The 26,459-nt window shown below is 61.9% G+C and carries 22 protein-coding genes and 3 pseudogenes; 12 read left to right on the forward strand and 13 right to left on the reverse strand.

Annotation, left to right across the window (positions count from 1 at the left end; genetic code table 11):
- Positions 1-16 precede the first annotated feature (16 nt).
- From nhaA to EK373_RS22220, 4 genes are all read left to right on the forward strand, one after another.
- Positions 17-1,345, forward strand: coding sequence for a Na+/H+ antiporter NhaA (gene nhaA / locus EK373_RS22205; RefSeq protein WP_129646066.1), 1,329 nt, complete (start codon positions 17-19; stop codon positions 1,343-1,345).
- A gap of 100 nt (positions 1,346-1,445) precedes the next feature.
- Positions 1,446-2,039, forward strand: coding sequence for a hypothetical protein (locus tag EK373_RS22210; protein WP_129646068.1), 594 nt, complete (start codon positions 1,446-1,448; stop codon positions 2,037-2,039).
- Positions 2,036-2,254 carry a hypothetical protein gene (locus EK373_RS22215; RefSeq protein WP_129646070.1) on the forward strand — a complete coding sequence of 73 codons (219 nt, stop codon included), beginning with the start codon at positions 2,036-2,038 and terminating at the stop codon, positions 2,252-2,254. Before EK373_RS22210 ends, EK373_RS22215 begins: the two co-directional genes overlap by 4 nt.
- Before the next feature lie 172 nt (positions 2,255-2,426).
- A complete protein-coding gene (locus EK373_RS22220) occupies positions 2,427-3,146 on the forward strand; it encodes a Crp/Fnr family transcriptional regulator (RefSeq protein ID WP_129646072.1) in 720 nt (239 codons plus the stop codon).
- A 1-nt stretch (position 3,147) separates the two neighbouring features.
- Here EK373_RS22220 and EK373_RS33445 read toward each other — a convergent pair whose 3' ends face one another.
- The 4 genes and pseudogenes from EK373_RS33445 to EK373_RS22235 all read right to left on the reverse strand — a co-directional run bounded on the left by EK373_RS33445 (position 3,148) and on the right by EK373_RS22235 (position 7,272).
- On the reverse strand, positions 3,148-3,807 hold the full coding sequence (locus EK373_RS33445; protein ID WP_198683546.1) for a fatty acid desaturase: 660 nt from the start codon (positions 3,805-3,807) through the stop codon (positions 3,148-3,150).
- A 73-nt stretch (positions 3,808-3,880) separates the two neighbouring features.
- Positions 3,881-4,069: pseudogene (locus tag EK373_RS34380) on the reverse strand (fatty acid desaturase); the annotation flags it as partial.
- 286 nt (positions 4,070-4,355) lie between these two features.
- Positions 4,356-6,135 (reverse strand): annotated as a pseudogene (locus EK373_RS22230) (SLC13 family permease).
- A gap of 279 nt (positions 6,136-6,414) precedes the next feature.
- Positions 6,415-7,272, reverse strand: coding sequence for a sensor histidine kinase (locus tag EK373_RS22235; RefSeq protein WP_232831220.1), 858 nt, complete (start codon positions 7,270-7,272; stop codon positions 6,415-6,417).
- Here EK373_RS22235 and EK373_RS33460 point away from each other — a divergent pair.
- The 4 genes from EK373_RS33460 to EK373_RS22250 are packed head-to-tail and all read left to right on the forward strand — an operon-like array spanning position 7,247 to position 10,077.
- The gene (locus tag EK373_RS33460; RefSeq protein WP_198683649.1) at positions 7,247-7,738 is read left to right on the forward strand and encodes a hypothetical protein; all 492 of its coding nucleotides are present in this window, start codon (positions 7,247-7,249) and stop codon (positions 7,736-7,738) included. The genes EK373_RS22235 and EK373_RS33460 overlap by 26 nt on opposite strands.
- Positions 7,632-9,410 carry a PAS domain S-box protein gene (locus tag EK373_RS22240; RefSeq protein ID WP_129646076.1) on the forward strand — a complete coding sequence of 593 codons (1,779 nt, stop codon included), beginning with the start codon at positions 7,632-7,634 and terminating at the stop codon, positions 9,408-9,410. The genes EK373_RS33460 and EK373_RS22240 overlap by 107 nt, the downstream gene beginning before the upstream one ends.
- Positions 9,411-9,424: 14 nt before the next feature.
- Positions 9,425-9,793: a response regulator gene (locus EK373_RS22245; RefSeq protein ID WP_129646078.1), complete on the forward strand. Its 369-nt coding sequence runs from the start codon at positions 9,425-9,427 to the stop codon at positions 9,791-9,793.
- A 35-nt stretch (positions 9,794-9,828) separates the two neighbouring features.
- Entirely contained in the window at positions 9,829-10,077 is a 249-nt protein-coding gene (locus EK373_RS22250; protein WP_129646080.1) for a BON domain-containing protein, read from the forward strand.
- Here EK373_RS22250 and EK373_RS22255 read toward each other — a convergent pair.
- Complete coding sequence (locus EK373_RS22255) at positions 10,051-18,612, reverse strand: GH36-type glycosyl hydrolase domain-containing protein (RefSeq protein ID WP_129646082.1); 8,562 nt, start codon at positions 18,610-18,612, stop codon at positions 10,051-10,053. The two genes, EK373_RS22250 and EK373_RS22255, sit on opposite strands and share 27 nt — an antisense overlap.
- 237 nt (positions 18,613-18,849) lie before the next feature.
- On the opposite strand from EK373_RS22255, the gene EK373_RS22260 reads away from it, so the two are divergent.
- Positions 18,850-19,551 carry a hypothetical protein gene (locus EK373_RS22260; RefSeq protein ID WP_129646084.1) on the forward strand — a complete coding sequence of 234 codons (702 nt, stop codon included), beginning with the start codon at positions 18,850-18,852 and terminating at the stop codon, positions 19,549-19,551.
- A 222-nt stretch (positions 19,552-19,773) separates the two neighbouring features.
- On the opposite strand, the gene EK373_RS22265 is transcribed toward EK373_RS22260, so the two are convergent.
- Positions 19,774-20,304, reverse strand: coding sequence for a hypothetical protein (locus tag EK373_RS22265; RefSeq protein WP_129646086.1), 531 nt, complete (start codon positions 20,302-20,304; stop codon positions 19,774-19,776).
- A 216-nt stretch (positions 20,305-20,520) separates the two neighbouring features.
- Here EK373_RS22265 and EK373_RS22270 point away from each other — a divergent pair, with 216 nt between their 5' ends.
- Positions 20,521-20,832: a BON domain-containing protein gene (locus EK373_RS22270; protein ID WP_129646088.1), complete on the forward strand. Its 312-nt coding sequence runs from the start codon at positions 20,521-20,523 to the stop codon at positions 20,830-20,832.
- 238 nt (positions 20,833-21,070) lie between these two features.
- Here the strand turns inward: EK373_RS22270 and EK373_RS22275 are convergent.
- Together EK373_RS22275 and EK373_RS22280 are read right to left on the reverse strand one after the other, a co-directional pair.
- Positions 21,071-21,583, reverse strand: a pseudogene (locus EK373_RS22275) (DUF3341 domain-containing protein); the annotation flags it as partial.
- Between the two features lie 43 nt (positions 21,584-21,626).
- Entirely contained in the window at positions 21,627-22,019 is a 393-nt protein-coding gene (locus EK373_RS22280; protein WP_129646090.1) for a BON domain-containing protein, read from the reverse strand.
- Positions 22,020-22,344: 325 nt separating this feature from the next.
- Between EK373_RS22280 and EK373_RS22285 the strand changes: the two genes are divergently transcribed.
- The gene (locus EK373_RS22285; RefSeq protein WP_129646092.1) at positions 22,345-22,923 is read left to right on the forward strand and encodes a hemerythrin domain-containing protein; all 579 of its coding nucleotides are present in this window, start codon (positions 22,345-22,347) and stop codon (positions 22,921-22,923) included.
- Positions 22,924-23,110: 187 nt separating this feature from the next.
- Here EK373_RS22285 and EK373_RS22290 read toward each other — a convergent pair whose 3' ends face one another.
- Positions 23,111-23,533, reverse strand: a complete 423-nt coding sequence (locus EK373_RS22290; RefSeq protein ID WP_129646094.1) for a hypothetical protein — start codon at positions 23,531-23,533, stop codon at positions 23,111-23,113.
- Positions 23,534-24,078: 545 nt separating this feature from the next.
- Here EK373_RS22290 and EK373_RS22295 point away from each other — a divergent pair.
- Entirely contained in the window at positions 24,079-24,405 is a 327-nt protein-coding gene (locus EK373_RS22295; protein WP_129646096.1) for a hypothetical protein, read from the forward strand.
- A 27-nt stretch (positions 24,406-24,432) separates the two neighbouring features.
- Here the strand turns inward: EK373_RS22295 and EK373_RS22300 are convergent, their stop codons facing one another.
- The 4 genes from EK373_RS22300 to EK373_RS22315 all read right to left on the reverse strand — a co-directional run bounded on the left by EK373_RS22300 (position 24,433) and on the right by EK373_RS22315 (position 26,119).
- Positions 24,433-24,660, reverse strand: a complete 228-nt coding sequence (locus EK373_RS22300) for a hypothetical protein (protein WP_129646098.1) — start codon at positions 24,658-24,660, stop codon at positions 24,433-24,435.
- 60 nt (positions 24,661-24,720) lie between these two features.
- On the reverse strand, positions 24,721-24,993 hold the full coding sequence (locus EK373_RS22305; protein ID WP_129646100.1) for an RNA recognition motif domain-containing protein: 273 nt from the start codon (positions 24,991-24,993) through the stop codon (positions 24,721-24,723).
- 223 nt (positions 24,994-25,216) lie between these two features.
- Positions 25,217-25,672, reverse strand: coding sequence for a hypothetical protein (locus EK373_RS22310; protein WP_129646102.1), 456 nt, complete (start codon positions 25,670-25,672; stop codon positions 25,217-25,219).
- A gap of 9 nt (positions 25,673-25,681) precedes the next feature.
- On the reverse strand, positions 25,682-26,119 hold the full coding sequence (locus EK373_RS22315; protein WP_129646104.1) for a hypothetical protein: 438 nt from the start codon (positions 26,117-26,119) through the stop codon (positions 25,682-25,684).
- Between the last annotated feature and the right edge of the window lie 340 nt (positions 26,120-26,459).

Here is a 26,459-nt window from a genome sequence, read left to right on the forward strand (position 1 = left end):
CGCGTGCCCAGTGAGCATGAACGAAAGCCGGCTCTCGGACCTGGCCAGGTTGCCGCCAGAGCCTGTGGATCGGCTGACCCATCCGTTCGGCAGGTTCCTGCGCATCGAGACGCTCGGCGGCATGGTTTTGTTGGTTGCCGCGCTCATTGCGTTCGTGCTTTCCAACTCTCCCTGGGCGCACACGTTCGCTGAGTTTTGGGAGTCGCCGGTCGGGTTGCGATTCGGCACGTTCGAGTTCGTCCGCTCGCTGAGGGAGTGGATCAACGATGCCCTGATGACGGGGTTCTTCTTCCTGGTTGCGGTCGAGCTCAAGCGTGAGCTGGTGCTGGGCGAGTTGAGCAATCCGCGCATAGCGGCGTTGTCGATCGCCGGTGCGCTCGGCGGCATGATCATGCCAGCGGCGCTGTATCTGCTGCTCCAGGCGGGTCAGGCCGGCGGCGCGGGATGGGGCACGGTGATGGCGACTGATACTGCGTTCGTCATCGGTTGTCTTGCGCTGCTAGGCCGACGCGTCCCGCCGGTCTTGGGCGTGTTCATGCTCTCACTGGCCATCGTCGACGATATTGGAGCAATCCTGGTCGTTGCCATTGGTTACAGCGAGCAGATTGCGTGGTTGCCAGTCGCATTCGCCGTCGTATGCATCATCTGCATAGCAACTCTGGCGCGGATTGGAGTGCGCAGCATGCATGCGTATTTTGCAATGGGCGTGCTCGTCTGGCTCGCCATCGATGCCTCGGGCATTCATGCCACGATTGCGGGAGTCATTCTCGGGCTGCTGACACCGGCTCGCCGATGGGTGAGCGATGAACGGCTGTACGCAATACTCGATGAGGTGGTCGCACATCCGGATGCCGCGGCGGATAGCGGCGATACCAAGGATCGGGAGACGCTGCAGGTAGCGGCCACCGCTGCCCGCGAAACCCTTCCTCCGGTCGAACGCCTCGAGATTGCATTGCATCCCTGGGTGAGCTTCGTCGTCATGCCGGTGTTTGCACTCGCGAACGCCGGCTTGCCTATCGCTTTCACCGGTCTGGAGGTGTCGCTCACGACGACCATCTTCTTGGCGTTCGTCGTTGGCAAGCCAGCAGGAATACTGACGTTTTGCTGGCTGGCCGTTCGCATGGGAATCGCAGCACGTGCGCCCGGACTGAGCTGGGGAGTACTGGCGGGCGGCAGCGTGCTGGGCGGTATCGGTTTCACGATGGCGCTCTTCATCGCGGGTCGCGCGTTCGACCAACATCTGATCGATAGCGCCAAGGCGGGGATTTTCGCGGCATCGATCGTCTCGGGCGCACTCGGCGTTGCGCTATTGGCGTGGGTGTCGCGCAGTGGTTCGCGATGCTAGGCGCGCGTCATCAGGCCTTCACGGCGCAATGTTCGCTAGCGCACTGATCGAAGATGCCCGTCAGCGCACAGTACGGACAGGTTCTCATATGGAGGAACACATGAAAGTCAAGCGGGGAATGCCAAGCGACCTCCGGCAGAACGTTGTCGCGGTCTCGACCGACAGCAATCCCGATCTGATGTCGGTCGGCGCGCGGCAAGGCTCCGATCCGAAGCTCCAAGGCGCCAGCGACTCGCCGCCAGGTTGGTCATCGTTATCCATATCGAAGTGGGATCAAGACAAACTTGCTGACAGCCGCTCCGAGAAGATTCGCTTGTGGCGGCGACGAGCGTTGTCGAAGCGTGGGGCGCGGCTGCACACGAAGATGAGCGCGGATGGGCAGTCGACTTCTTTGGCCATGCTGGACGAGACGGGAGTCGTGGTTTGCTGGTACGGCAGCCCGGATGGGCGCGATTACACCTCCGAGGAAGTCGTGGACCGTCATTTGTCACAGTTCTATGTCTCCGAGGACGTCGGAAAGCGACAGCCGTATCGTGATTTGCGTGCGGCGGTCATCGAGGGCCGTATCACGCGGCGAGGGTGGCGGCGCCGGAGAGACGGAAGCGCGTTCTTGGGCTTTTTCGACATCCAACCGGTGGTGCTTCGAGACGGGCGCGTGCAGGGATTCAGCTACGTGGCGAGCGCTTCAGCGTGAACAGCGTGAATCGCCAGAGCGCCGGTCTGTCAGCAAAGCTCGTGACCCTCGATCAGGTCGCTGACGCGGCGCTCCCGCGTCCGGCGCAAGCTCGCTACACGGCGTACCGGGATGCACTCATCGCGGACGGACAGGAAGGGGAGCAGGTCGTGCAGACGCTCTGGCTGTTTCTGTGGAATTTGTCGGAGGGTCGCTCTGTAAACGGGGTGCACTAGGCGCTGCGGCCCCATGTTCAACGCGGCGTTGCCAGACGTTGGGCGCCCACACCGTTGTAAAGCTTCATCTTACGCCGCGCTGCATGATTCGATGCTGCGTCGACGTGAAGTTGTGTACGATAACGCACATAATCCGGTGGCGCGGAGCTCAAGTACGCCAGGGCTCATCTCGATGACGGCAGCTCACGATCCTCGTCAGAACTATCTCCTGGCCGCGTTGCCGGCGGGGGATCTGGAGCGCGTGAGCAAAAGTCTGAAACTCGTGGAGTTGCCGCTGGGCGAAGCCTTGTATGAATCCGGTAGTCGTCAGCCGGCAGTGTACTTTCCGACGACCGCGATCGTTTCGCTCCTTTATACGTTGGCGGACGGTTCCTCAGTGGAAATTGCCGTGGTCGGCAACGAAGGGGTCGTCGGCGTGTCGCTCTTCATGGGCGGCGAAACTACCCCGAGCCGGGCGGTGGTGCAGAGCGCCGGCTATGCTTATCGGTGGTTCGGAAAATTTCTCAAGGAAGAATTCATGCTTGGGGGGCCCATGCAGCATCTGCTGCTGAGGTACACGCAGGCGCTGCTGACGCAAATGGCGCAGACGGCGGTGTGCAATCGACATCACTCGGTCGATCAGCAACTGTGCCGCTGGCTGTTGCTGAGTCTGGATCGTCTGGTTGGCAACGAGCTGGTGATGACGCAGGAATTGATCGCCAACATGTTGGGCGTGCGTCGTGAAGGCGTGACGGAGGCGGCAGGCAATCTGCAAAGCGCCGGACTGATCAAATACAGCCGTGGCCGCATCAAGGTGCTCGATCGCGCGGGCCTGGAGGCGAGGACCTGCGAATGCTACGCCGTGGTCAAGAAGGAATTCGATCGGCTGCTGCCGGCCATGACTCAGTATTGATTCAAATGGCCGGACGTGCGCAGTCCGACTGACTGTCCGCGCGCCGGTCCGCTTCGAGTTTGCGAATGTGCGCATAGCCGACGAGCTGCCTGGCCTGTTCGTCCCAAAAGCGGAACTTCAGCGATTGCAGGCTCGACAGCGGCGACAGCGACGTGACCGCTCCGAATCTCGGGTCGCTTTCGTGGCACTTCTGCAAATTGTAATTGGGAATGCGCGGGTTGAGATGGTGGATATGATGAAAGCCGATGTTGCCCGAGATCCATTGCAGCACCTTCGGCAGCCTGTAGTAGGAGCTGCCGCGCAGGGCGGCTGCCGTGTAATCCCACTTGTCGCTGCGTTCCCAGTAGACGCCTTGGAACTGATGCTGGACATAGAAGAGCCACAGTCCGGCCGCGCCAGCCACGGTCATGGCGATCGCTTGGATCAGCAGGTAAGAGCCCAGGCCGAATAGCGAGCTCAGCAGCGCCGTGCTGATCAGCAGCGTCACGTTCAACCACCACACCGAGCGGCGTTGTCGCCGTTGCGCGTTCGCGGACGCAAAACGCTGCTTGATCACGAAGACGAACAGCGGCGCGAGCACGAACAGCACCAGTGGATTGCGCGTCAACCGGTATTGAAGACGACGCTGGCGCGACGCGCTGAGATATTCCTGGACCGTCATCGTCCATACGTCGCCGGTTCCGCGGCGATCGAGATTGCCGGCGCTGCCGTTGATGAATGGCGTGTTCCCAGCGCCAGTGCTGGTACGGGCTGAAGGTCAGCGCGCCGGCGATAAAACCGACGATGTCGTTCGCGCGCCGAGAACGAAAGTAGGAACCGTGCGTGCAGTCATGGAAGATGATGAAAATGCGCACCAGCAACACGCCCGAGAGAACTGCAAGCGGCACGGTGAGCCACAGCGACACCTCCAGTGCCCAGTACATCGCGAACCATAGGAGAAAGCACGGTAGGAAGGTGTTGGCGAGCTGCCATAGCGCGCGCTTCGTGGACGCGTTCTGATGTGCCGCGAGCACGTCTTTCAAATCGGCCGTATGCGAGCCCTCGCTTTCGCCGCTGCGACTCGCGATGGCTCCGCGTGGCGGAGGTGTGCTTGAAGGGCGATCGGTCGCGGTATCAGTGGGCAATATCGGTTCTCCGAGAGATCCCGAGAATGCGCCGGCGCCTCGCTGCCCTCGGTGCGGTAGCGCACATACGAAGTACGCGGCAACCTCATCGCGTCAAAGGCCATGTGATCATGATGAGCGGCACCCCCAGCGCGAGAACGAGTAGGGATAGCGGCGCACCGAGCCGTGCATAGTCACCGAACTTGTATCCACCCGGTCCCATCACGAGCGTGTTGCATTGGTGCCCTATCGGTGTGAGGAAGTCACAAGCGGCCCCCACGGCAACGGCCATGAGAAATGCATCGGGCTGAAAGCCAAGGCGATCAGCGAAGCTCGCGGCGATGGGCGCCATGACGAGCACGGTTGCCGCGTTGTTCAAAAAGGGTGTCAGCGCCATGGCTGTTGCCATGATCAATGCGAGCGCTCCGTAGGGCGGCAGTGAATGAGCGATGTGTCGACAGCCAGGTCGCAATGAGATCCGCGCCCCCCGTCGTACGAATCGCCTCACTGACCGGAATCAGAGCGCCGAGCATGACCAGCAATGGCCACGGGACGGTCGCATAAGCCTCACGCAACGACAGCGAGCCAAACAGCACCACGAGGAATGCAGCGCCGAAGAACGCCAGCCCGACCGGCAATAGACCCGCGCCCGCCAACAACATGGCGCCCGCCAGAATCAAAATCGGGATCACACCGCGACGGACACTGCCGAGCCTGATCTCGCGGGTTGCCAGCGGCAGGCATCCAAGCTCACGCAGGAGCGCGGGCATGTCGCCGAGCGAGCCCTGCAGGACGATGATGTCTCCCGCACGAAGCTTGATGTCGCGCAGTCGCTCGGTGAACCGCTGACCGCTGCGACTCACTGCGAGCAGATTTACTTTGAAGCGCGCATGCAAGGCCAGACTTCCGACAGCCTGATCGATGAGCAGCGAGTCAGGACCGATCACCGCTTCGACGCCGCCGATCTCCTCGTTGGCCTTGTCGCTCCTCGTGCTGCGATCCTCGCCTTCCAGTTCGAGGCCCACCCGAGCGACCGCTTGCTGTAGAGCCGCCGGCTCCCCTTGCAGCAGCACGATATCGTTCTCTCGCATCACCATGTCGGGCAGCGGCGATGTTTTCTGTCCGTCGCGAACGACAGCTGTCACGACGACCTCCGGGCCCGCGGCTCCACGCAGGTCGGCCATTGTCTTGCCGGCGATCGTCGACTCGGCCCGTACACGACCCTCGGTGAGATAGTCATGAATGTCCATGGCTTCGGCCAACGTCGGTGCTCCGGCGCGATCGAGCGGCAGCAGACGGTATGCGATTGCGAGAAATGCGATGCCGGCGGCGGCGAGTCCGACACCGACGGGTGCGAAGTCGAACATCGCGAACGGCGCGCCCGTGATTTCGGCGCGCAAGCGAGAAACGATGATGTTCGGCGAGGTGCCGATCAGCGTCGTGAGTCCGCCGAGCAGCGAGCCGAATGCCATGGGCATCAGAAACACCGATGGCGAGGTTTTGGAGCGCTTGGCCATCTGGAACGCGACCGGCAGCATCATCGCGAGCGCGCCGATGTTTTTTACGAATGCAGACAGCACGGTCACGATGGTGACCAGCAGGACCAGCTGCGCACGGGTCGAGGTGAGCTTCGGTGCGAGTGGATGCAGGACGGCCTCGATGACGCCGGCGCGCGCCACAGCCGCACTGACCAGCAAGGCGCTGCCCACAATGATCACGATATCGTCGCTGAAGCCGCTGAAAGCAGCCTCGACGGGCACCACACCGACGACTACAGCAGCGAGCAGGGCGAGACCGGCGACGAGGTCATATCTCAGGCGTCCCCACACGAAGAGCGCCATCATGCCGGCGAGGATCGCGAAGGCTAGGATCTGGGCCATCGTCATGATTCTGTTCCGCGAGGGTGCAAGGCACGTGAATACCTCGGCTGCAGCAGGGAACACGGGAATCAATTGCCTGCTTGCAGGAAAGTTCCTGCCAGGCATACCTCGGCTGTTCGTCGCTAAGCGGGCGTCACTGACCGCTGACTGGCGCCGCCTTTGGTCATCATGACGTAACCGTTCCGGTCGTTCAGCGGAAACTCGATCGCGCAGCGTACGCCTCGGCTGGAAAAGTCGCGCTGCACCTTGGCCCTCAGCTCATACTGAACGATACGCTCGATCAACTCACTGCCGAAACCGCGCCGGGTCGGCGGAGCCACGGGCGGTCCCGCGATCGGCGTACATCGCTTCATCGTAATTGCGCGACGCATGCTCATCCGAAGCCGACGCATCAACTTCGCAGGCCAGGTAGTTCTCTACCAACCCTCGCGATGCCGGAGTGGTATGAGCAGCATAACGGCAGCAACTTGCCTTCCACCGACCTTCGATCCACTCGAGCGACAGACGGGCATCGGGCGTCGAATTCGTGACCTGCCAGCTCACATCGACCTGGCCTGCGGACGTCGACAATGCGCCATACTTGGCTGCGTTGGTGCACAACTCGTGCATTGCCATCGAGAGCGTTTGGGCTGCCTTCGCCGTCAGGCATATGCGCTGCGTGCCGAGGATGCGAATGCGATCTTCCTTGCCCGGGCGGTATGCGGCCAGCTGGCCGGACACCACGTCATGCAACTCGGCATGGCTCTGCTGATGCAGGTTGAGCAGATCGTGGACCCGGCTCAACGAGCGGATGCGGCCTTGGACGATTCGTGCAAAGTCCGCCGGCGAAGCTGCGCTCTTGACGGTTTGAGCGATCAATGAGCTGATGACCAAGAGAGTGTTCTTGATGCGATGATCCAGCTCCGCGACGAGCAGCTTCCGATGATCCTCGATCAGTTTGCGCTCGGTGAACTCACGCGCAATCGTCGAGGCGGCGACGATCTTGCCGCTGGCATCCTTGATCGGGGAATGCGTGAGCGAGACATCGATCTGCTTGCCGTCTTTACGGATTCGATCGATCTCGAAGTGTTCGACCCGTTCGCCTCGCTTAACTCTGTTCAGGATCTGCGGCACATCGTTGCCCTGGTCCGGCGGAATCAACATCGAGAACGGCTGGCCGATCGCCTCGGCCCTCGGCGCCGCGCTCATCGGCGAGGGGCTCGACGATGACCTTGATCGAACGATTCTTGCCGTCGATTTTGAGCATCGGGTGCTCGCTGGTCACAGCCTGTTCTGTCCGGTGCGCCCGTTGCAGGGCGGCCCGTACCGCCGGGCGCAGCGCCTTTCGGACGATGCCGAGCAGGTTCAGGCTCGCGGTCCCGGGCGAGGGTTCGAGGAAGCGGGCGACTGCCGACCATTGGCCGCTGCTGTGGGACGTTTGAAGGATTTTCAGCGGCCCCGGAACTCGCGTCCGCACGGCGCATTGATGCTGCCTCAGGCTCATTGCGGGCCAAACCGAGTCCATGAGCATTCCTACGACAATCGCCGCGAAATCGGCGCAGTCCCCTTCGATCGCAAGCGACGACATCATCTTCGATCAACTGCCAACGCCGGCCTACGTGTGCGATGACGAAGGGCGCATCGTCCGCTGCAACCGGCAAGCAATCGAATTGTGGGGGCGTCGGCCACGAATGGGGCCTGACGCGGATCGGTTCTGTGGATCGCATCGACTGCACTGGCCGAACGGACTCCGCATGAGCCACGCCGAGTCACCCATGGCGGCGGCGCTGACGGGTAGGGTGGCAGGCGATCAGGAGGTCGTCATCGAGCGGCCAAACGGTGAACGCGTCGCCGCGGTGGTGAGGATCAACCTGCTGCACGCAGCGGAAGGCGGCCTGGTCGGCGGGGCCGCTTGTTTCGAAGTCATGGAGAAGCGCCCAGCGGAGCAGTTGAGTGACAGCCAGAGTGATCTCGAAGACTTTTTCGAGAATGGTGTCGTTGCGCTTCATTGGGTAGGGCCGGACGGGCGCATTCTGCGCGCCAACCAGGCGGAGCTCGATTTGCTGGGTTATGAAAGCGAGGAGTACGTCGGCCGGCACATTGCCGAGTTCCATGCCGACCGCGCGGTCATCGACGATCTCCTCGCCCGCTTGTCATACCACCAGAAACTCGAACGGTATCCTGCCCGCTTGCGCACCAAGAGCGGTGAAATACGCCATGTGCTCATCAGCTCGAACGTCTATTCGCAAGACGGGGAATTCGTCCACACGCGCTGCTTTACCCTGGATGTGACCGAGCGACACCTGGCGCAGCTCGACTTGCAGGAGAGCGAACGGCGCTCGCGAGAGTTGCTGGAAGCGCTGCCTGCCGCCGTGTATACGACGGACAGAAACGGGGCAATTACTTTCTATAACGAGGCGGCGGCCGAGCTCTGGGGCGTACGCCCCGAGCTGGGCACGAGCTACTGGTGCGGATCGTGGCGGCTGTTCTGGCCCGACGGCACGCCGGTGCCGCACGATGAGTGTCCGATGGCGATCGCGCTCAAAGAGAACCGGTCGGTGCGCAACGTCGAAGCGCTCGCCGAGCGGCCCGACGGCACGCGCGTGCCTTTCATGCCGTACCCGACGCCGCTGCACGATGCGCAGCACCGTCTGGTCGGGGCGGTCAACATGCTCATCGACCTGACCCACCTGAAGCAGGCCCATCGCCGCCAGCAACTGCTCATCAACGAGCTCAATCACCGCGTCAAGAACACGCTGGCCACCATCCAGTCGATTGCTCACCAGACTTTCACTGGCAAGGCGGATGAGGAGCTGAAGCAGCGGTTCGAGAAGCGACTCATTGCGCTGGCGAAGACTCACGACATCCTGACGCGCGGAAACTGGCGCGGCGCCGACATTCGCGAGCTCATCTCACAGCTGATCGAATTCGCTTGCGATGCCGGAGAACGCGCGACCGTCGAGGGCCCAAGCGTGTTGCTTCCGCAAAGAGCGGTCGTGCCTTTGGCAATGGCCATCCACGAGCTTTGCACCAACGCATCCAAGTACGGCGCACTGACGGACCCCGCCGGCCGCATCGTCATCGAATGGCAATGCTTGGCAGGCGGTACCCGCTTGAAGCTGCGTTGGGCCGAGTTGGGCGGACCACCCGTTCAGACGCCCACTCGTCGGGGCTTCGGTACGCGGTTGCTCGAGCGAGGGCTGACGCATGAGCTGCGTGCGGATTGCAAGCTGACCTTCCAGCCCTCCGGGGTGCTTTTCGAGATGGATATGCCGCTATCCACGGCAACGCCTCCCACTTGATCCAGAGCTGCCGAATGGTACGTGTGTTGATCGTAGAGGATGAAGCGCTGATCGCCATGCTGCTCGAAGATCTGGTGCAGGAGCTCGGCTTCGACGGGCACGCTTATGCCACCAGCAACGATGCCCTGGCCGCACTCAAGACGTTGCCGTTCGATGTGGCGATTCTCGATGTGAATCTCGGCGCCTCGCTCTCTTATCCGGTTGCCGACGCTCTCGCGGCGCAGGGCATTCCGTTCGCTTTCGCGACCGGCTATGGCAGTGGCGGTGTCGATCCCAAGTACCGAGGCGTGACGGTGATGCGCAAGCCGATCGAGAGCGGAGCGCTGAAGACCGTGATCGAACAACTGTTGAACCCTGGCATTCCCGCCGCGGAAGGCGCATAAGTGGTGTTCGGTGACATGTGACAGCGGAGATCGCCATGAGCACGCAACAGTCGACACGAGAGGCGATCACGGATGGTGTTATCACAGCAAAAGTGAGGGCGGCGCTGGGAGAGGATCCGATCACCGCCCGCTATGACATTTGCGTGGAGACGCTGGCCGGCATTGTCGAGCTCAGCGGCTTCGTCGACACGGAAATCGTACACATCGAAGCACTGCACGTTGCGGAGCACGTCCGCGGGGTGCTGCGAGTCGAGGATTTATTGGACGTGCGCAACCTCGGCTGAACCGAGAATCAGCTCGACGCGATGGAGGGTTCCGTCGTCCAGCAACTGTATGCGTGGCTCGCCTGAGGGCAGCGCAAGTCCATCCAGAGTGACCGCAGCCACGCCCTGACACACTCCGTCGGGATTGACGACGGCAATATCGTAGCGTGCCGATCGATATCTGAAGGCTACGTCGAAGCGCGGCCATTCTTTCGGAATGCAAGGCGTCAACAGTAGCTGCGTTCCCTGTACGTGCAGACCGAGAATGGCTTCGATACCGGCTCGATACAGCCATCCTGCGGAGCCGGTGTACCACGTCCAGCCGCCGCGTCCGACGTGCGGCGCCACTGAGTAAACATCGGCCGCGACTACATAGGGTTCCACCTTGTAGCGGCGCACCGCGGTCCGTGTGCTCGTGCGATTGATCGGATTCAATAGCGCAAACAATGCGGCTGCTTCGTTCCCCTGGCCCAGCCGTGCAAAGGCGATGACGGACCACGCAGCAGCGTGAGTGTACTGTCCGCCATTCTCTCGGATGCCGGGTGGATACCCTTTGACGTAGCCAGGATCGAGCGCCGTGCGATCGAACGGCGGTGTGAACAGTAACGCGAGACCGTCGTCCGGTCGGATGAGGTGTTCATTGACCGCTGCCATGGCTCGAGCGGCGCGCGTGGCATCGGCCGCCCCCGAGATGACACTCCAGGACTGTGCAATGGAGTCGATGCGACACTCGTCGCTGGCTGCCGATCCCAGCGGCGTGCCGTCGTCGTAGTATCCGCGTCGATACCAGTTGCCGTCCCAAGCTTCGCGTTCGAGCGATTCCCGTAGAGTCGTGGCGTGCGCCAACCAGCGCTCGGCGCGCGCGATCTCGCGCCGGGCGATGGCGAACGGTGCGAGGGCACAAAGCGTTGCGTGCAGAAACCATCCGAGCCAGACGCTTTCGCCGCGGCCCTTTTCGCCGACGCGATTCATGCCATCGTTCCAGTCGCCAGTTCCCATCAAGGGCAAGCCGTGTGCGCCGAGTGCGAGGCTATCGTCCAGTGCACGAGCGCAATGCTCGAAGAACGTCGCGACGGTATCGGAAACATTCGGTTGGAAGTATGCATCGTGTTGCCCTGGGGCCAGCGCGCCGCCTTCGAGATACGCGATGCTTTCGTCCAGGATCGCGGTATCGCCGGTTCTGGTGAGGTAGTGCACGGCGGCGTACGCGAGCCACACGCGATCGTCGCTGATACGCGTACGAACGCCTTGCCCGGCCGGCGGCAGCCACCAGTGCTGCACATCGCCCTCCGGAAATTGACGGCCGGCTGCGCGCAGCAGATGTTCACGGGTGAGCGCTGGCTGCGATGTCACGATCGCCATCCCGTCCTGCAACTGGTCGCGGAATCCGTATGCACCGCTGGCCTGGTAGAACGCCGAACGCGCCCAGATACGGCAAACCAATGTTTGATAAAGCAGCCACCCATTCAGCATCAGATCCATGGAGCGGTCCGGCGTTTTGACTCGAACCGTGCCGAGGGCTTCGTCCCAGAAATCCTTGACGTGGGTGAGTACGGCACCCAGATCGGCGTTGCGATAGTGTTTCAGCAGCGACCGTGCATCGGTCGCGCTCGCTGCTTCACCGAGCAGGAAAACGATCTCGATGCATTCGTCTGGCTCGACCGCGATCGACGTTTGCAGCGCACAGCAGGGATCGAGCCCGGCTCCGACACGCCCGGAGAGCTGAGGGATGACGCCCAGTGCGGCCGGTTGCTCGAGCGTGCCATGCCGCCCGAGAAACTCGCAGCGGTCGCCGGTCCACTGCGTTTGCCGACCGGCGAGATCCGCGAAGGCGACGCGTGAAGCGAATTGCGAATTCCATGGATTGCGAGCGAACATCGCGCCGGTTTGCGCATCCATTTCCGTCACCACGAAGGGCGCGGATGCGGCGCGTGACGTGCCCAGAACCCATTCGACGTAGGCAGTCACGGACAGGTGCCGGTTTCGCCTCGAGGTATTGCGGATCCGCAAGCGAGATATCTTGATGGAGTCCTCGAGTGGCACGTACATCAGCAGATCGAGCTCGATCTCATGCGCGCGATGTTCGAAAACGCTATAACCCCGGCCGTGACGAACATGATAGGGCCCGCCTTCATCGCGTGCCGGCGCGAGCGTCGGATTCCACAGCGCTCCGGTATCCTCATCGCGCACATACAGAACTTCACCGGGCCGGTCGGTCACCGGATCGTTGCACCACTGCGTGAGCTGATTCTCGCGACTGTTGACCGACCAGGTATAACCGCCGCCATCGGCCGAGGTCTGAAAGCCGAAGTATGGATTGGCAATCACGTTGATCCAGGGCGCGGGCGTTGTCTGTCCGGCATCGAGAGTGACTACGTACTCGCGCCCGTCATCGGCGAAGCCGCCCATGCCGTTGAAGAATTCCAGTGGTGGCGTCGATACATTGGTGCGAGGGCTGTTACTCAGTCGCGGCCGCCGCACTCCCGCCGGAACATCCGCGGGGCCCGCGCGACGGTGGAGTTGATCTGCAAGTGCGCCTCGCGCGCCGATGAATACAGCTCGCGCAACTGACGACAACGTCGCACGTGTCTCAGCGGAAACCAGGTCGGTGCGCAACACGAAGATCGACCCCTTGGTGCTGTCGACATGAAGCTGTGGTTGCGATTGGCGCGTGCGAACCATCCCTTCGAGGGCAATTTGCAGATCCTGCACATAAGAGGCGGCGCGCTCGTTCAGGATCACCAGATCCACAGCGAGTTGCTTCAAGCGCCAGTATTCGTGGGCCTGCAGCAACTGCCGGGCGATTGCCATGTCCTCCATATGCTCGATCCGTAACAGCACGATCGGCACATCGCCCGAGATGCCGTGGGCCCAAAGAGCGGGCCGCGTGCAAGCACCGCGCTGGATCGCCGTCGAGGAGGGCCTCAGGGAAGCATCGGCGAACAGGACATGGCCGGCGACACGTTGAAACAAGTGTGCTTCTTCCGCCGTGATGCCCAGGTGATGTAGTTGTACTTGCGCCTGTGTCCATGCCAGCGTCGCGGCACGACTGAAGGCGTTGGCGTCGCGATGTTTGTCGAACAGGTCGAGCACGCTGGCGCGAGTCGACGAAACGCAAGTCCAGAACGATAGCCGCGCCATCGCGCCTGGCTGGATGCGAACGCGCTGTCGCAGCGCGAACACCGGATCGAGCACGGTACCGACGGTATTCGACAGCGGCCGGCCATCCATGACTGCAACCGGTTCATGAACTTCGCGGCCTCGCCCCAGAAAACGGGCACGATCGGTTTCGTATTCCAGCGTCCCCAGGATCGTGCCTTCCACGGCCACGTGATGTGCCGCCCAGATTTCCGGCTCGGTGCTGGCGCGTCGGCGCCTCGTTGCCAGCAGGACGCCGAGATTGGTCGCGAACTCGGTCTGGACGAACAGCTTCGAGAATGCCGGATGAGCCGTGTCGGCCGCCGGTGGGGCAAGCGCGAGCTCGCTGTAGGAGGTGACATCGAGATCGATTGCGCTACTGCCTGTGTTCGCAATCGAGACACGTCGGACCTCGGCATTGTCTTCCGGGGATACGACGACCTCGAGGGTCGTGGTGACCGTCGTATCGACGCGGACGAATTCCGCCCGGTCCTCGCTGAATGTGACTTCATAGCTGTCGGGTTCGACGCCGCTCGGCTGAAAGCCGGCCGACCATACGGCGCCGCTGGCGGCGTCTCGCACGAACACGTAGCTACCCGAGTCATCGCGTGTGGCATCTTCTTGCAGACGTGTGATGCCGATTTCGCCCCACCTGCTGTAACCAGATCCGGCGGCGCTCAGCATCGCCGCATAGCGCCCGTTCGAGAGAATATGTGTCTGGGGAGCGGCGGAGTGCGCAGTGTGCAGCCGTCGCAACGTGGGCTGTTGGTCGTCGCTGCGCGCGGCGCCTTTCACTTCTTCGGCTCTTGGATGAGCAACGGACACATCTCGCGGCGTCCGCTCGTGCAACAGCAGCTCGGCAGCCTGCACCATGGCGTCGGAATGGAATCGCGCACGCATCCTGCCGTCGAACAAGACATTGGCGGCGGCTACGATCGTCATTCCCTGATGGTGTGCCATGAATGCCTTTACGATGACGACATCGGTTCCCTCTGGCAGTCGGCTGCGTGTGTAGTCGAGCGCTTCATAGAATCCGTACGCGCCGAGTGCGCCTACACTGGCAAGGCGCGCATAGTTCTGCATCGCCGCCTTCGGATCGACCATGGCAGCAAGACCTGTTGCGTAGGGCGCGATGACGAGACTCTCACTCAGGCCGCGTTTGAGCCCGAGGCCCGGCACGCCGAAGTTGGAATACTGATAAGTGAGCTCCAGATCGCGCGCGCCATACGCCGATTCGGAAACTCCCCACGGAATGTCCAGCGATGCACCGTAGCCTATCTGCCGGCGCACGATGAGGCGGCTGGTCTGTTCGAGCAGGCTGCCTGCCGGCGCGCGCATGACCAGCGATGGCATGAGGTACTCGAACATGGAACCGGACCAGGAGATCAGTGCCGCGCCACGTCCAACCGGGGTGACTTCGCGTCCGAGCCGGAACCAGTGGCTTGCCGGCACATCGTTTTTCGCGATGGAGAAGAAGCTCGCGAGCCGCGCCTCGGATGCCAGCAAGTCGTAGCAACTCTCATCGAGTGCGCCGTCCGGGACGCGATACCCAATGGCAAGCAACTTGCGTTCGGAGTCGAGGAGGAAGCCGAATTCCATCGCCAGGGCCAGCGTGCGTGCGGTGGCCGCCAGTGCCAGCAGTCGTCCCGGTATGTTCTGGTCCCCGTTGTCCGCGGCCTGCATGTCACGTTGCCAGCTTTTGATCGAGCGCTGCGTCGCCTCCGCCCAGAACAGCAGATCCTGGTATGCCAACGCATCGTGCTCGCTCGCCAGGGCTCGAGCGCCGTCGCTCAGGATGGTCGCTTGCGTGTCGGCGTGGACGAGCGCAGTCGTGATATCCGCTGGCGGAGTTTTTCGGTCGAGCGCTTTGCTTAGTTCGGACAAGGACTCCGCGAGCTGGCGGCGCGTGAGTGCCTGCGTGCGATGCTCATCGGGAAGTTTCAGCAGGGCATCTCGGGTCAGATGAATGGCATCGACAATGCCCTCGAAATGAGCTGCGGTGTCTATCGGGACGCGGATCCACTCAAGACACGCATTGGCGACTGTGGCCAGGTGTGCTGCCAGGTTGCCGCTGTCGACCGAGGATACATACTGCGGTTCGAGAGGTCGCAGGTCGCGCGTGTCATACCAGTTGTAGAAGTGGCCGCGAAATCGTTGCAGGCGCTGCATGGTCGCCAGCGTCGTTTCCAGGCGCTCGATGCTTTCCAGCGTTCCGGTCCAGCCGAAGTCGCGAGCACTGACGGCGCACAGCAGATACAAGCCCATATTGGTCGGCGAGGTGCGATGGGCCACGACGGGCTGTGGATCTTCCTGAAAGTTGTCCGGCGGCAGCATGTGGTCAGTCGCGCTGACGAACGTTTCGAAATACCGCCAGGTGCGACGCGCGACCAGGCGCAACCCGCGACGGTCGACGTCGGAGACCGGCACGCGACCGGCGACCAGCGGCGATTCGCTGATCCGTCGTGCGATCGCAGGCGCTGCGCTCCACAGCAGCACGAACGGCAGCGCCACCCAGAGTGCTTCGAACTTTCCGAAGGCAACCAGCGCCATGGCACTTAGCGCAGCGAGCACGCTTGCGCTCATGCGTCGGTAGATGCCAGCCAGGCCCGGTTGCGAGGCGAGCTGCGATTGCGCCGCTGTGACCCACTCGAGCAAGTTACGTCGACTGATGGCCAGCCGGTACAGCGTGCGGCTGATGGCATCGACCATGACCCAGGCCTGATGCGGGAGAAAGGTGATGAGCAATCCGATCTGCGTGCAGGCGAGCGCCACGTCCTGACTCCAGGCAGTCAGATGACTGCGGGCGATGACGCCGCGTCGAGGCACTACCGCTGCCAACACCGGCAGGAGCGCCGGTAGCGCAATCGCCGTCAGCACGAACGCAGTCCATATCGAGGCCGCGTGCAGCGGCAGCAACCAGCCTGTCAGCAGAGCGAGCAGAGCGGTCGGCGCGGACAGACTGCGGCGCAGATTGTCGAGCATCTTCCATTGGCCGAGCAGCGGCAGCGAGCCCGTGCCGCGTCCAGCCGCGTCGGGGCGACCGAACAACCACGGCAGCAACTGCCAGTCGCCACGGACCCAACGATGATTGCGTGCCGCCGCTACGTCGTAGCGCGCAGGAAACTCTTCGATGACCTCGATGTCCGAAGCGAGTGCGGCGCGTGCGAAGGTTCCTTCGAACAGGTCATGGCTGAGCAGCGAGCCTGTCGGGACCCGGCTGGCCAGCGCCGCCTCGAACGCATCGACGTCGTAGATGCCTTTGCCGGCGTACGAACCTTCGCCGAACAGATCCTGGTACACGTCCGAGACGGCCGCGCCATACGGGTCGATGCCGGTCATGCTCGAGAAGGTGCGTTGGAACAGCGAGCCTTCGCGACCGATCGGCAGCGATGGCGTCACCCGTGGCTGGAGTACGCCATAGCCTTCGACGACTCGGCCGGCGGTCGCATCGAATCGGGCGTGATTGAGCGGATGCGCCAGCTTACCGACCAGGCGTCGCACGGCTTCTCGCGGCAAGCGTGTGTCTGCGTCGAGTGTGATGACGTAGCGAACATCGGGCGGCACCAGCGGCATCCGGGTATCAGCGGCGATGAACGTCGTGTCGACGGCGCCGCGCAGCAGCTGGTTCAACTCGTGCAGTTTGCCTCGCTTGCGCTCCCAACCCATCCAGTGTTGCTGGCTCTCGCTCCAGATGCGATGGCGATGCAGTGCATAGAAGCGCGCGCCCTGCGACGGAGCCTCGTGGACTCGGTTGAGACGAGCGATGCCGTCAGCTGCGATCTGCAACAGAGCTGCGTCGTCGGCGGTGTGCTCGGTCGCCGCGTCGGTCCAGTCCAGCAGCAGCGCGAGATGCAGCTCGCCGTGAGAGGAGGCGAGGTAGTGAACTTCGAGTCGTTCGAGCAGTGCTTCGATAGCTTCGCGCGTGGTCAGCAGCGCCGGCACTACGATCATGGTTCTCATGCTCGCCGGAATGCCCTTGCGCAGCGACAACCCAGGCAACATCGTTGCGCCGAATCCGCGCGTAACTGCACGATTGACCAGGGCGACCGAGAGGTCGATGGCGGGAATCATTCCCAGCAGTGCGCACACCAATAGATGCGCCCGCGCGATCCCCTGGGCCGCCAGTGCGGCCAGCGGTATCGAGATGATGAGCGCAGCGAGCAGCAGGACCGAAAGAATGAAGCCCATGGGTCCGACTGCGTCGCTCAGGGCTCGCGGCCAATGGCTCAGCGGTGGGCGGTAGCCAACGACGACTTCAAAAGAGCGTCGCCCGCGGCCCAAGAGATGATAGCCAGGGTCCCGCTTGCGAGGCTCATCGGGGTCGGAGGCGGCGATTGATTGAGTGGCGGCGATCAGGGCATGCGTTATTTCCAACTCGCTGCACGCGGACCGACGGGACAAGGTCTCGATGGCGCTGCGATACAAGTTGCGAGTGGCGAAATCCATTTGTGCCAGATCGGTCTGCCTGCACAGAGCCGCCTCGACAAGGCTCACAGCTTCGAAGAATTCCGCCCAGTTCACGTCGGAGATAAGGCGCATGCTGGTGATGATGTTGCGCACGGTGACGTTGGTCGCGCCCTGGCGCTGATGCTCGTCGTAAACCATCTGGTCGGAAGTCGTTCCCTGCGCGATGAGCTGCTCTTCCAGCCACTGCAGCGCCGGCGTTACGCGTGGGTCCTGATCGCGCAAGCGCTTCACCACCTGCACCACGAACGATGCAGGCAGCTCGCCGTGCTTCTGGAAGTATCGGAACAGCGCCTGTCGATCGATCGTGAGTCCATTCACTCCGAGCAGCCGATCGGCAACCCGATCAGCCTGCTCGCGCTCGGCTCGGCCGCTCACGATGCGTTCGGCGGCGCGTCGCAGGTTCTCTACCAGCACGATGCGCAGCGTGATCGCCATCGCCCACAACTCGCCGATTGTCAGCGGTTGCACCACTTGATAAGCGCGCACGAAACGAATTAAGGCGTCCAGATCGAAACGGCTGTCGCTGTGCGCGACGCAGGCCCACGCCATGCCGAAGACACGCGGATAGCCGGTGAAGGGGCCGTCAGCGAGCTTCGGCAGCTGTCGATAGAAGCTCGGCGGAAGGTCGCTGTGGATCTTGCGGATCTGTTGTTCGATCACATGATAGTTGTCGACCAGCCATTCGCCGGCGGGCGTGATGCTGCCGCCCTTGCTCGCCGCCAAGGTAATGGTTCGATAAGCCCCGAGCAGCACCGCTTCGTTATTGCTGAGACGCGCATTGAGCGAGCGCCTGCGTTGTGGCTGCGTGGTAACGGGTTGTGACTGCGCCAGGCTTTCAGCGTGCTGTTCGAGTCGTGTGATGCTGAACAACTCCTCACGGATGATCGCGGAGCTGTTCCAGGGCGGCGTGGGCCGCTGCCATCGAGGCAGGCGAGACAGAAACGATTTCAAGGAAGGTCTGCTCCATGGCGTACTTCTGTTGGTGCGCGTGGAGGTGAGATCGATCGCGCGCGTCACTCCAGCGAAAGATTCAAACGGCGACTTTGCACGCTAGCCTGCCCAACCGTCAGTGCGGTAGCGAACTTAGAGAGCTGCACCGGTGACGATCCCGTCGCGGACTATGTTCGTTAGCGCACCGACACTGTATTGCACTGAACGCACACTGCGGTCCGGTCTCAGGAGCATTCAATGGCTTTCAAGCCGATTGCGGGGATTGCGATGCGCTCGACACGCAGAAGCTTGCTGGCGATGCTGCTGACTGCGCTCACGACCTTCGTTGCCCCATCCCTCGCGGAAGCGCCGGAAGCCCCGCCGGATAACGCCATGACGACTGGCTCCGGGTATGGCTGGGAATGCTTGACCGGCTTCGAGAGGATCGCCAATCGCTGTTCGCGTATCGCCGTGCCGGCGAACGCTTACCTGGATGCATCGGGGGATGAATGGCGGTGCAACCGGGGATACCTCAGGATGAACGATGCGTGTACTGCAGTCAAAGTGCCGCAGAATGCCTATCTCGATGATTCATTCGGTAGCGGATGGCGATGCGAGCGCGGCTATCGCGAGGCGCAAGGCCAATGCGTGGCCATCGAGGTTCCCAGCAACGCGCACTCGGTCGACTCGTCATACGGTCCGGGTTGGGAGTGCGATCGTGGTTTCCAGTCCTCCGGTTTCCAGTCCTCGCAGGCGGCCTGCGTGCCCATCGAGCTGCCGGCGAATGCATTCCTGTCACGCGCTGGAAGCAGTTGGGAATGTGATCGTGGCTTCCGCCGGGAGGGCGCCGCTTGCGTTGCGGTCCGAGTGCCGGCGAATGCTCACCTGGATTACTCCGGCGACGCCTGGAAATGCGACAAGGGCTTTCATCTCCACGGCGCGGCCTGCGTCAATGATTGACATCCAATGTGCTGACGATCGAAGCGGTGACCTATGAGCAAAGGCCAGGATCGAAGAAAAGACCAGAAGAAAAAGCCGACCAAGACGTTCGAGGAGAAGCGTGCGGCGAAGAAAGTCAAAAGGGCAGCACGAGCCGCGGCGCGCAACTTCATATAGAGGCTGCGCCCGACGCCGAACGAAGGCGTGGTCACGGCCGGGAAGCGGACGATCGCACTCGCGAGATCAGTGCGTGCTCGCTTGTTTGTGAGACTTGGTATCGACCAGGCAAACTCTCTGACCGTCCGCGTTACGAACATAGATGTTCCAGTGGGTGATGACCGCTACCGATGCCACCGATAGCTCGATCACTTCTGCGCCGGCCAGGTCAACCGCCAGCGGCCGAGTCTCTGTCGCTTGCGCTACCACCAGCAGCTGTTGTGCGCCGTGTACGAGCAAGTCACCTGGCTTGAGCGCAGACGGCTCACGAAAATCGGTCCGGACTTGCTCATATAGATTGGGCTCGAGGGTAAATTGTCGTCCCAGATCCAGCACCAGGCGCTCGGGCTTCTGTACGGGCGAAAGCTCGATTTGCACTGCCCGCAGGGCGCCACGATCGGCCCGGAAGGACACCAGGCGGACCGCGGAGGGCTCCCCGGCGCCGTCGACGGCGAGGGCGAAATATTGCTCGACATCGGTGTCGGTCGGCCCGATGAGAAGCAGTGACCCGGGTTTTACTTCCGCGAGCGCTACGTGAGTCAAATGAACGGCATCCATGGGAGCTCCTCCGGATTTGCCTCTGGGAGTCTCCTCCGTCGCAGCTGAATGCTCGGTGCGCTAGCGAACATTACGAGCGTCAGCGCCGATCTATGTACGGTTGCGCACCGACGTCAGTTGCGGGCGAGCGCAAGCTCGTACTCCTGGTGGCTGGCCGAAAGATCCGTCACATCGCGACCAGTGCCTTCATTTCACATCTGTCGGGAGTGTCCTTCCATGTACGTAGTCAAGTCTCTCAGCGCACTGTTCGCTACTTTCCTGTTGATGACCTCTCTCGGCTGCGCGTCCTCGCAGACCAAGGAGGGGACGGGGGAGTACATCGACGACAGCGTCATCACCGCCAAAGTCAAGACGGCCATTCTGGGCGAGCCCGGCTTGAAAGTTGCCGAGATCAATGTCGAAACGTTCAAGGGCGTGGTGCAACTGAGCGGCTTCGTGAGCTCACGCGAGGATATGGACGCTGCAGTGAAGGTGGCGCGCAACGTCAGCGGAGTCACGTCCGTCAAGAACGACATGCAACTCAAGTGATCGGAACATAACTGCAGTCGGAGCGCCGCGCTGGCGCTCCGACTTTGGTTATCGTTGTTTTGTTTTACAGCGGGCGTCGAGTCGAGCTCGTCGGAATAGCCGAGCGGTCGCTGTTGGTCGCTGCGCGCCCGTCGTCGATTTCATCAGCACCGGTGACGCCCACGTCGCTGGAACCCCGCGTCACCTCGCCGCTGAATTCCGGCCTGACGACTTTCGCAGAGGCGCGTGAGTCCTTGGGAACGCTGGCTTCGCTCGTGGAGCTCACGTCGGTTGCGCCGGATTCTTCGAGCGCTCGCTTGGCACGCGAACGTTCGTCGCCACTCTCTGTGTGCACCGAAATCAGAATATTGCCTGCTCGAATCTTCCCTTCGTACTGCTTGGCCTCCAGTTCAGGAATGCCCAGTCCGACCAGGGCGCCGATGAGTCCACCGGTTGCGCCGCCAATGGCCGCGCCACTGAGGGCACCCATGATGGGGCCAGCCGCTATCAAAGGTCCGACGCCGGGAATAGCCAGCGCGCCGATGCCTGCGAGCAGTCCCAGGGTGCCGCCGACGCCCATACCCGCGAGTCCGCCGGTCGTCGCGCCCTCGGGGGCTTTGGTGTTCTTTTCATGGGCGAAGTCGCGTGTGCCTGCCTTGTCCGGGAAGAGTACCGAGATGTCGGAAGTCTCGATGCCCAAGGATTGAAGCCGGGTGACAATGGATTCGGCCTGCTCAGGGGTGCTGGCAATGCCATAGACTGCGTTCTTCATAAAGATTCCTCGATGATTAAAAAAATTCAGGTGCGGCTTCGGCTCAGCGAGCAACGGAAATCTCGTTGCGTACCTGCTTGCCTGTCGCTGCCTTCATCGCCAGCGCTTCCACACGCTTCTTCTCGTCGGCGCTCTCAACCGGCCCGCGCAGGGTTACGACATCTCCATCGGTAACGATCTTGATGTTGTGCGCTGACGTCGATAGCGACTTGTCGTCCAGCACGGCTCTGCGAATGCCGGCGGTCACTTCAATCGCGTCCTTGTCGTTCGATTGATCGACTGGGGTCTTCGCATCCGTGTTCCGGTCTGTCGCGTTCGACCTGGTGTTGTCGGCCGCTTCGCGCTTGGTTGCCGACTCGGTCGTCTGCGCATTCACTGCGGTGACTGTGAGGAGCCCGGCAAGTAGTGCGGTCGAAAATGAAAATGGCTTGAACATGGAGAGGTCCTCGCGGATGGCTGAGATCGAGATGACCGCATGGAGAACCTCCCGTGAGCCGGACTAACGGCCGGCAAGAGACGAAGTTCCTGCTGCGCACTGACTGGCGGCGCGGCCGAATGTTTGTTCCTCGAGTAGATGTTTGTTCCTCGAGTATTAGCGCAGCGGCTCATTTATTTCGTTGTAGTAATCCGCTGTCGGTCGGGCGCGGTCCGCGCAGGAGATCAGTCGAACGCTGTTTTAATCGTCGCCCGGGGGCCTTATTCAGGAACTACTCCGCCGCGCTCGCCTTTCTATAGGCCAGCCAATATTCAGGAGCCAGCCCGTGGTCAAGCAGTCGAAGTCGAGTCAGAAGTCGAAGCCGCAAGCGCAAGCGAAGGAAGCCGTTGCGGCTGCGAATGCAGTCGAGCTGCTGACGGCGGAACATGGAGAGGTCGCTGAGCTGTTCGACACGTTCGAATCCGCCGACACAGCCGAACAGCAAGGCCTGGCGGAGCAGATCTGCCGCAAGCTCACGGTGCACGCGCAGATCGAAGAGGAGATTCTCTATCCCGCCGCCAAGGATTTGCTCGAGGATGACGACGTGGATCTGGTCAACGAAGCCGCCGTCGAACATGCGACCGTCAAAGACCTGATCGTCAAGCTCGAGGACATGGATGCCACCGACGAGTTCTACAAGGCGACCGTGACAGTCCTGGGCGAGTACGTCAAACACCACGTCGAAGAGGAAGAAACAGAACTGTTTCCTCTGCTTCAGGACAGCGATCTGGACCTGGAGGCGATGGGGGTCGAACTAGCGGGCCGCAAGCAGGAACTCATGGCTGAGCTCGGTACCGACATGGCAGCCATCCCTGGAAAGCGAACAGAGCGAGACGTGCGTGATCCCGTGCAGGCAGGACGTTAGCGCTCCGTCCACAGCCGACGCCATCGTTCGTGATCCAGCCGACGCAGGGCCCCCATATTCCTGGGGCCGATCTCATCGATTCCCGAAAAGCTCGCCACCGCGCGCGATGCGGGCTCGCGCCGGATGCAGCATCGGGTAAGGCGAGCGATTGGTGACTTTACAGCACGCTTCACACGCATTCTTCATCTCACGCAACCGCCGCTACACCAGTGCACATGAACAATTGTCGTGAGACGCGCCCCGCGGTCATGTGGCCGCATCCACGAGGATCTCTGGAGTGGCGTGTCACATGGGAGTAGCCATGCAGTTCTCCGTTCTTCAGCTGCAGCGCCTCGATCACAGTAACGCCCCAGAAGACCGAACCGTTAGCGCGGCGATACCATCCCTCGCGGGTATCCGCGCCGAGAATGGATGCGATCTTTAGCTGCCGATCGGCTCGCTGGAGCGCCACGTCCGCTGCAGGATAGAACTGTGACACGTGAGTGCCGATGACTCTGTGATCGAACATTGCCGCACCAGGCAGATTGTCGTGCCAGGCGACGACCATCCCGCGGCTGTCCAGTATGGCGATAGAACAATGGTCACCACGCTCCAGGCTGGTCGCATGCATTCGGGTACCTTGCCTGATCAACAGGCGTTGCGCCCAGGCTTGCGGTCCAGGATGCCGGCGAGTCATGGCTACGATCGGCAGTCGGAAGTGATGGTGTTGGCGCGTGCGCTGGGATTCCAGAGATACGGAGATCGAGCGACTGGCCGCTTTCAGTACATGACGCAGTCGGCGCGATAGGTGGTTCAGCATGGATAGCTCCGCTTGAGTGAGACGGTAGGGGTGCCGCCGCCGTGTCATTGCGGATGCGATAGTCGGGCCGGAGTGAGCGGTGGGCCGAGCTGAGGCCACTATGCGCCTGGCTGGCGCATATAGATACATAAAACGTTCAGCGGCGCGATTTTCTCGACGGCGGCTGCTCTTTTCTGAACGCCCTGTGGAATCCGGAAATGGCGCCAAGAACGCGGTCTACAGAATATTCACCTATCTAAACGCGGTGGATGCGCGCACACTGCATGGAGCTACTGCTTGTTGCAGTCACCACGGTCGGCCTGCTCTATGGTCGGGGGTGCGCAGCATAGGAACAAGTAGCGCAGAGGAGTACGACGATGACTTTCGATAGACATCCTTACCAGCCGTCCGCCATTCTCCATGACAGTCCCGTGGAGCGCCGCCTGCAAGTTCAAAGAGCTGAGCAGGAACGCGCGGCGCTGCGGGAAAGCGAGCTGGAACATCAGGCATCGCCCGGGAAGGAACCGCGCGAGCGCATCGAAATCTGGGAGCGGCTGCATGCCTTGCGCCTGCCACGCACACCTGACCACCTGCTGCTCACGGTAATCGCTACCCAGACTCGCCTGACAGTCGCTCAGGTGCGCGAGGAACAGCGTCGCAGAGTTGCACGGTCCGTACCGTCCGAAGCCGGTGCTCCAACGTAGGAGCTACGCTCCGAGATCAAGGAGTCGTCATTTCGGTCTCTTGCCCATGCGGCGCTGATTCAAACGCTCGACCATCGCTTCGACTTGCGAGAGTACGTCAACGTGCTTGCCTGCTCGCAGTCCTGCAATGGTATTCGTACCTTGGGAAATCACATATCGATGCCACATCGAATCGCTGCCGTCCGGCGCGGGTGCGCGAACGAGCTCATCGATGCGGAAAGGCTGTTCGATCGACGATGTTTCAAGCTTGATCATCGGGCCCTGCACTTCGCCTATGAGCGATGGCCCGGGACCGAAGTCCCGGGCCATCCCGAATCACCAGCGTCGTTGGCTGCCGCCGCCACGAGGTTTGTCCTGCGCCTCATTGACCTTGAGTGCGCGGCCGCCCATGTCCTGGCCGTTCAAGCCCTGAATTGCGCGTGCTGCGTCGGTGCGAGGCATTTCGACAAATCCGAATCCGCGAGGCTGGCCGGTGTCGCGATCATTGATCAATGCAACCGATTCGACCACGCCATGTTGTGAGAACAGCGTGCGTAAGCTGTCTTCCGTGACGGAAAAGGGCAGATTGCCAACGTATATCTTGCTCATTCGTAACTCTCCAAAGAATGCGTTCGATCGAATCGAAAGAACGTTGGTAGACGTGACAGCGTCGATGAAGCTGCCTGCAAGGTTCGAGAACGATTCGATTTAGATCGAGTGGTCGAGAAGCGCCGGGCGGCGGTGACCAGACTAAGATAAAGAGAAAGGTTACGAGCCGAAGTCACTATACATGCTGATTGACGCGCGCGCTCGATTTTCTTCCGGGCCGTGCTTACTGCGAATCTCTGAACGCGATCGTGAATGCTCCGCGACGCGCAAATTCGCTGAAGCTCTGCAATTGTGCATACAACGATTGCTCGGCGAGCGTCCCGCTCGCACCCTGCAATTGGGCGTGCGTTCGGAGCATACCTGCGATGAACGGCGACCGCCTCGCTCGATCCAGCGCAGCAACCCATTGTGCGCAGTCATCGACTTCGACACGCTTGCTGTCCTGACTGTCGCCGGGGTGATAGTCATGTTTGATCGGGTTGAGTCGCGCGCGCTCGCCTTGCTGGGGCAGGTAGGTGGTTCCCGCGGGGTGCCACCCGAACGTGCGGCCGAGATCGCGGATGAAATTCCAGTCTGCCAGAGAGCAGATGAACAGTTCATCGCCGCTGGTTCTGGACAGCTCCACGACGGTGCCCGCTTGCACTGTCTCCTGCTGATTCCTGCGCTGCTGCGAGCTCATGTCGTCGCACTACGCCGGTATGGCGAGATCTGTCGCGTGCTGTAGTTCTGCTCGAAGTGGGCGGGCGAGATGTTGTGCCGGCGCGCGCACGAACCGCGTCACGTGCGAATACCCCAGCAGTTCGTCGTCGCTCAGCAGGATGCTCTGCATGATGGTCACTCCCCAGAATATTTCTCCGGCGGGCCGGCGTCGCCAACCGCGCTGCGTATCCACGCCGTATTCAGCTGCAATCGCCAAGTGGCGAGCGGGGACGTGTAACGCAACATCATCAGCCAGATAGAACTGCGACACATGGCGGCTCAGGACGCCAGGATCGTAGGGACGGGCACGTGGCAAGTTGTCGTGCCAGGAAATCACGATGCCTCTCGCATCGAGGATTGCTATGGCGCTGCGCTCGTTCCGATGCAGGCTTGCACTGTGAATCTGCTCGCCTCGTGCCGCCAGCACGCGGTGGCGCCAATCATCGCGGCTCTGCGAAGCGATGTTCGCATTAGAGATTGAGGGAATGGTCCAGAGACCTGCGGAAGTTCCGATGCTTTCGAGATCGATTCGTCGGATTGTTGCGGGAGGCCGTCGAGCTATTCCGCTCGCTCGGGCTGGCGCGCGATCGACGCCCCAATGCAATCTGAAGATGTTCATGAAGTCTCCGGCATTAAAGGAAGCGCGCGAGGAGAGGGTAAGCTCGGCCACGTCTCGAGCGACACGCAGCGCTGCGCGGGTGGTGGCCGGAGATTCTTGCCACCGGCTGAATGCGGATGACTCCGCAATCTCGAAGCAGTGTGCGCCC

The sequence above is a fragment of the Peristeroidobacter agariperforans genome, from assembly GCF_004138335.1.
Lineage (GTDB): Bacteria > Pseudomonadota > Gammaproteobacteria > Steroidobacterales > Steroidobacteraceae > Steroidobacter > Steroidobacter agariperforans.

Excerpts from the sequence above, each read along its gene's own strand:
- EK373_RS22240 (WP_129646076.1), top strand. The coding sequence starts at position 7,632 with ATGAGCATTCCTACGACAATCGCCGCGAAATCGGCGCAGTCCCCTTCG.
- EK373_RS22280 (WP_129646090.1), bottom strand. The coding sequence starts at position 22,019 with ATGTTCAAGCCATTTTCATTTTCGACCGCACTACTTGCCGGGCTCCTC.
- EK373_RS22270 (WP_129646088.1), top strand. The coding sequence starts at position 20,521 with ATGTACGTAGTCAAGTCTCTCAGCGCACTGTTCGCTACTTTCCTGTTG.
- EK373_RS22300 (WP_129646098.1), bottom strand. The coding sequence starts at position 24,660 with ATGATCAAGCTTGAAACATCGTCGATCGAACAGCCTTTCCGCATCGAT.
- EK373_RS22250 (WP_129646080.1), top strand. The coding sequence starts at position 9,829 with ATGAGCACGCAACAGTCGACACGAGAGGCGATCACGGATGGTGTTATC.
- EK373_RS22265 (WP_129646086.1), bottom strand. The coding sequence starts at position 20,304 with ATGGATGCCGTTCATTTGACTCACGTAGCGCTCGCGGAAGTAAAACCC.
- EK373_RS22235 (WP_232831220.1), bottom strand. The coding sequence starts at position 7,272 with ATGTTGATTCCGCCGGACCAGGGCAACGATGTGCCGCAGATCCTGAAC.
- EK373_RS22210 (WP_129646068.1), top strand. The coding sequence starts at position 1,446 with ATGAAAGTCAAGCGGGGAATGCCAAGCGACCTCCGGCAGAACGTTGTC.
- nhaA (WP_129646066.1), top strand. The coding sequence starts at position 17 with ATGAACGAAAGCCGGCTCTCGGACCTGGCCAGGTTGCCGCCAGAGCCT.
- EK373_RS22290 (WP_129646094.1), bottom strand. The coding sequence starts at position 23,533 with ATGCATGCGACCAGCCTGGAGCGTGGTGACCATTGTTCTATCGCCATA.
- EK373_RS22295 (WP_129646096.1), top strand. The coding sequence starts at position 24,079 with ATGACTTTCGATAGACATCCTTACCAGCCGTCCGCCATTCTCCATGAC.
- EK373_RS22245 (WP_129646078.1), top strand. The coding sequence starts at position 9,425 with ATGGTACGTGTGTTGATCGTAGAGGATGAAGCGCTGATCGCCATGCTG.
- EK373_RS33445 (WP_198683546.1), bottom strand. The coding sequence starts at position 3,807 with ATGACGGTCCAGGAATATCTCAGCGCGTCGCGCCAGCGTCGTCTTCAA.
- EK373_RS22310 (WP_129646102.1), bottom strand. The coding sequence starts at position 25,672 with ATGAGCTCGCAGCAGCGCAGGAATCAGCAGGAGACAGTGCAAGCGGGC.
- EK373_RS22260 (WP_129646084.1), top strand. The coding sequence starts at position 18,850 with ATGGCTTTCAAGCCGATTGCGGGGATTGCGATGCGCTCGACACGCAGA.
- EK373_RS22220 (WP_129646072.1), top strand. The coding sequence starts at position 2,427 with ATGACGGCAGCTCACGATCCTCGTCAGAACTATCTCCTGGCCGCGTTG.
- EK373_RS22305 (WP_129646100.1), bottom strand. The coding sequence starts at position 24,993 with ATGAGCAAGATATACGTTGGCAATCTGCCCTTTTCCGTCACGGAAGAC.